The following is a 1,019-nucleotide window of genomic DNA, read 5'->3' on the forward strand; positions in this document are numbered from 1 at the left end:
TATTTCTTTCCGCACCGCTAATGCTCTCTTCGCAGGGCCCGTTGACCCCTGCCTCTCGCGATGCCACAGTACTATCCCGAAAATAACAACGTTCAGGATAAACGTCCTGAAAATGGGGATGATGATGGAGAAACGCTTACCAGGGCTGGATCTCGACGCCCTGCGCAGCTTTGTGACCGGCATGGAGTGCGGCAGTTTCGCCCAGGCAGCGCTGCGCCTGTCGCGTTCCACTTCCGCGGTCAGCGCCCAGCTTAAAAAGCTGGAGAGCCAGTGCGGTGCGGCGCTGGTGACCAAACAGGGGCGGCATCTGGTGCTCACCGCGGAAGGCGAAAAGCTGATGAGCTACGCCAGACGCCTGCTGGCGCTCAATGATGAAACCCTGCGCGCGCTGCAGGGTGAGCGGCTCACCGGCGAGATCCACCTTGGTATGCAGGAAGATTTTGGCGAATCGCTGATGCCGGGGATCCTCGGGCAATTTAAACGGCATCATCCGCAGGTGCGGATAGTCGCCAGGGTGGATCGCAATGGTCCGCTGCACCAGGCGCTGGCGGAAGAGGCGCTGGATCTGGCGCTGCTGTGGCAAACCGAAGATCAGGGTTCCGGGCTGGGCCTCTGCCCGCTGGCGTGGATTGCGCATCCTGACCTGGATATTCGCGCTCTGCTGGTCTCCGGCGAGCCGCTGCCGCTGGTGATGTTCGACAGCCCGTGTCTGATGCGCTCCCGCGCCATTGCCTGTCTCGATGCCGCGGGGATCCCCTGGCAGGTGGTGTTCGTCAGCCACAGCCTGAGCGGCATCTGGGCGGCGGTGCAGGCCGGGCTGGGCCTGACGATACGCACCCGCATCGGCATGCCAGGCAACCTGCGCCCCGCAGGAGGACTCCTGCCAGCTCCAGGAAGTCTGGCCGTTAGCCTGCGACAAACCCCGCGTGAGGAACACCATTCCGCCGCCGTGGCGCTGCTCGGCGAACTGATGACCGAGGCCCTGCAGGAATGGCTCGACAGGTGACACTGTCACGCCA

The 1,019-nt window shown here is 63.5% G+C and carries 1 protein-coding gene; it reads left to right on the forward strand.

Annotation, left to right across the window (positions count from 1 at the left end; translation table 11 throughout):
- The first annotated feature begins 112 nt into the window (after window positions 1-112).
- Window positions 113-1,006 (forward strand): LysR substrate-binding domain-containing protein, encoded by an 894-nt coding sequence (locus VZP09_RS09010; RefSeq protein ID WP_040211358.1) that lies wholly within the window; start codon window positions 113-115, stop codon window positions 1,004-1,006.
- Window positions 1,007-1,019: the final 13 nt, after the last annotated feature.

The sequence above is a fragment of the Klebsiella sp. EMBS2024 genome (assembly GCF_036233805.1).
Classification (GTDB): Bacteria; Pseudomonadota; Gammaproteobacteria; order Enterobacterales; family Enterobacteriaceae; genus Klebsiella; species Klebsiella pneumoniae.

What these genes read in the sequence shown, in the direction of transcription:
- VZP09_RS09010 (WP_040211358.1), top strand. Translation starts at nt 113, where the DNA reads ATGGGGATGATGATGGAGAAACGCTTACCAGGGCTGGATCTCGACGCC.